At 57.7% G+C, this 3421-nt stretch carries 5 protein-coding genes and 1 tRNA gene; 1 reads left to right on the top strand and 5 read right to left on the bottom strand.

Annotated features, from left to right (window positions below; all coding sequences use genetic code 11):
- Positions 1-115: 115 nt before the first annotated feature.
- Positions 116-191, bottom strand: a tRNA-Arg gene (locus tag ACIQ39_RS18965).
- A 140-nt stretch (positions 192-331) separates the two neighbouring features.
- Here ACIQ39_RS18965 and ACIQ39_RS18960 point away from each other — a divergent pair.
- Positions 332-847, top strand: a complete 516-nt coding sequence (locus tag ACIQ39_RS18960) for a c-type cytochrome (RefSeq protein ID WP_396436138.1) — start codon at positions 332-334, stop codon at positions 845-847.
- A 53-nt stretch (positions 848-900) separates the two neighbouring features.
- Here the strand turns inward: ACIQ39_RS18960 and ACIQ39_RS18955 are convergent, their stop codons facing one another.
- From ACIQ39_RS18955 to ACIQ39_RS18940, 4 genes are all read right to left on the bottom strand, one after another.
- The gene (locus ACIQ39_RS18955) at positions 901-1446 is read right to left on the bottom strand and encodes a DUF2946 family protein (protein ID WP_396436137.1); all 546 of its coding nucleotides are present in this window, start codon (positions 1444-1446) and stop codon (positions 901-903) included.
- Positions 1439-2452, bottom strand: coding sequence for a YheT family hydrolase (locus ACIQ39_RS18950; RefSeq protein ID WP_396436136.1), 1014 nt, complete (start codon positions 2450-2452; stop codon positions 1439-1441). The genes ACIQ39_RS18955 and ACIQ39_RS18950 overlap by 8 nt, the downstream gene beginning before the upstream one ends.
- A gap of 6 nt (positions 2453-2458) precedes the next feature.
- Complete coding sequence (locus ACIQ39_RS18945; RefSeq protein WP_396436135.1) at positions 2459-2908, bottom strand: YybH family protein; 450 nt, start codon at positions 2906-2908, stop codon at positions 2459-2461.
- 185 nt (positions 2909-3093) lie between these two features.
- The coding region (locus tag ACIQ39_RS18940) for a F0F1 ATP synthase subunit epsilon (protein ID WP_396436134.1) at positions 3094-3421 on the bottom strand (328 nt) is incomplete at its 5' end.

Here is a 3421-nt window from a genome sequence, read left to right as displayed (position 1 = left end):
CGCCTATCTCACGGGCGTGATTGCGTCGTACAGAGTTTGAGACGGGGAGCCGGTAGCCGGGTCATGCACAAAGTGCCGTTGGATGTGGTGAGCCAAGGACTTTTTTGCGGTGAGTTGGTGCGGCTGGCGGGGATCGAACCCACGACCCTTGGCTTCGGAGGCCAATACTCTATCCACTGAGCTACAGCCGCACTTTTCAGATTTGGATTATCTCACGCCTGCATCTTCACTTATCCGTTTTGCAAGATCTGTGAAGGGTGCACCGCTATAATGCGTCGTTGATTTCGATCAACACATTGGCCATTGCGGCCACGCCCCTACAGAGGATCTCATGAGCGACAACAGCCACGATCAGCACGAAGCCCACACCGGCCCCGTTAAAACACCCAAGCAGATGCTTTTGCTGAGTTTGGCCTCCTTCGTCATTCCAGTTTTCATCATCATTGGCTTGGTTTTTTATGTGACCTCGGCCAACAAGCCTGCCGCGGGTGCCGTCGACACTGAAAAAGCCACCGCCATGCGCATCCAGAAAATTGGCGCTGTGGAAGTTCGTGATGCCAACCGTCCGCTCAAAGCAGGCGCTGAAGTTTACAAAGCCCAATGCGCGGCTTGCCACGATGCGGGTGCCGCCGGTGCTCCCAAGTTTGCCGATGCGGGCGCCTGGCGTGCACGTCTGGGTCAGGGTCTTGAAGGCTTGGTGAATTCCGCCCTCAAAGGCAAGGGTGCCATGGGTGCTCAAGGCGGAGGCGATTTCAATGACACAGAAATTGCCCGTGCCGTGGTCCATTTGGCCAATGCTGGTGGCGGCAAGTTTGACGAGCCCAAAGCCCCCGAAGCGGCCAAGTAAGCTCGCAGCTTCACCTTCAAAAAAACCGACCTTCTAGGTCGGTTTTTTTACGCCTACTGGCTGGCCTTGTGTCTTTCTTGGGGGCTCATCACATAGCCATAGCGGGCAGGCAAATCGCCGACCACGACTTCCTCCAAAGTCCAAAGCGCCAGCTCGATGGCCTGCGCAGCCCTTGGCACATCGAGTGTGTGCACTAGACCCAAACCCAAGTTGGTGTGCAAATAGACCTTGCCGTTTTCGTCCACCAGGCATTTGTTCACTTCGGTCAATGTGCCGGTGTGTGAACTCACAGCAAAATCATCCCCAATGCGCCAGATGTGGGGGGTCGCTTCGAGCTCGATGTACACCCGTTGAGGGCCATTCTGAAAGTACCAGCGCCCCATGGCATCGGCCTCGTAGTTGCGGTGGATGAAGTCCATCAGTTTCTCATGCCGCAAGACCGAACCTTTGGCGCCCGGTATGCCACTCTGAAATGCGCCAAGTGCCTGCGCCCTGTCGTCGCGCATCCACCATTGCCCTCGGCTGTCCAGACCCAACCATCCAAAACAGTCGGGGACATCAGGCCACTTGGCCATGGCTTGTCGAACGATGTCATCCATAGCTTGAATCTCCAGTTTTCTCGCTTTGCCCGGCAGCCTGCAACAACCAGCCACCCACCGCATCGGGCATGGCACGCACATGCCCGGGCCAGCGCCCTTGCGCAAAACCCACGTGCCCACCGTGCTCAGGCTGCCACAAGGTCACGCTGGGCGACACATCACTGGGTCGCGGCAAACTGTCAGCAGGTATAAAAGGGTCGTTCAAGGCATTGAGCGCCAATGCGGGCAAACGGATGTCCCCCATCTTGGCTTTGGCCGATGCACGCGTCCAGTAATCGGCCGTGTCTTTGAAGCCATGCACCGGCGCCGTGAAGACATTGTCAAATTCATACAGGTCTTTGGCGGCCAACAAAGCATCTTTGTCGAACAAACCCGGGTGTTGGGCCCATTTGGCCATGGCTTTGGGCTTCATGCTCCGCAAAAACATCGGCGTGTAGATGTGGCGGTTCAGGCCTCGCCCAATGGCCAGTCCGCTTTGCATCAAGTCCAAGGGTGAGCAGACAGAGGCCACTGCATCCACCTGCTTGCAAGCTTGGTGGCCATGTTCTGCGGCCCACCGCATCAAGGCATTGCCACCCAGCGATACACCTGCCGTCATCATTTTTTGACCACCACAAGCCTGGTGTTCTTGACGAAAGCGCTTGAGCAGCCAGTCGATTTCCTCGTGGTCGCCGGAATGGTACGCCCTTGGTGCGTGGTTCAACTCTCCGCTGCAACCGCGAAAATGTGGCAGCGCAAAATTCACATCCTGCTCAGCCGCCCAATCGGCAAAAGCCTGTGCATAGTGGCTGTCTGAAGAGCCCTCGAGGCCATGAAACAAGACCAGCAAAGGGCGATCGGCGCGACTTGCCGCTTGTTTGTCGACATCCAGGAAATCGCCATCGGGTGTGGCCCAGCGCTCTCGCAGCAAAGGCTTTCTGGGGCCCCATCGCCGCTTGGCGTAAAGCGCTGGCCAGATGGTTTGGGCGTGTCCGCCCGGCAACCAAGCGGGTGCGTGATCAAGCATTCTTTTTCAGTGCAACACTGTGGGTTTGACCCCCACATCGGCGGCATCTTTGGGGGTGCCCGGGCTGGCGTGGTGGGCGACCATGCGCCAGCCTTGTGGCGTCTGGTGGTACACGTTCGTGGCAATCACATAAGCTTGCTGAGCACCCTGCGGCGTGATCACTTCCACCCTTTCAACGAGGTGGTGCACTGAACTGGTCAAGGACTGAACTTTGTGCATCCGCTCGGGAAAAGCCTGCACACTGCCATTGTTGAACATGGCCTCGAAGGTGGCCCGAATGGCCCCAGTGCCAATCAGGCGGCCTCCGCCAGGATGCACACACACGATGTCATCTTCCTCCGCCCAGCAAGCCATCAGCTGCTCGATGTCGGCGTTGTGCAGCGCTTCGTAAAAGGCCTGCTCGATGTCTTCGGGCGTGCCGCCAACCACGGCCGCCTGCATTTTCGTGCGTTTCATGGGCTTGTCTTGTTCGAGGAAATCATCGCTTCATTTTGCCTTGTTTGCCAGGCCCAAGCCTGTGTGTTGTCGTACCCCATCGCTTCGCAGCACGTCGCCAAGAAAAAACCCGGCCACAGAGCACTGTGCCGGGTTTGAGTCTGCGCCTTGTCACCAAGGTCAGAGCATCTGAAAAGCGCAAACTTTTATTTTTTGCGGTACTTGCGCAAGGCCGACAACTGAGCCGCCAAGACAGCCAATTCGGACTGGGCCACGGCCAAGTCGATTTCGCTTTTGGCGTTGCGCAGCGCTTCTTCGGCTACTTGCTTGGCCGCATTGGCTTTTTCTTCGTCGAGGTCTTTGCCGCGAATCGCGGTGTCGGACATCACGGTCACGCAGTCGGGCTGCACTTCCAGAATGCCACCGGCCACGAAAACGAATTCTTCGCCGCCGTCAGCCTTCTCAATGCGAACCGACCCGGCCTTGATGCGGGTGATCAGCGGCGTGTGGCGTGGGTAAATGCCCAGTTCGCCA

Origin of the sequence: Limnohabitans sp., from assembly GCF_044361645.1 — a bacterium.
Classification (GTDB): domain Bacteria; phylum Pseudomonadota; class Gammaproteobacteria; order Burkholderiales; family Burkholderiaceae_C; genus Limnohabitans_A.
The sequence above is the reverse complement of the archived record's forward strand: the minus strand, read 5'-3'. Positions and strand labels throughout refer to the sequence as shown.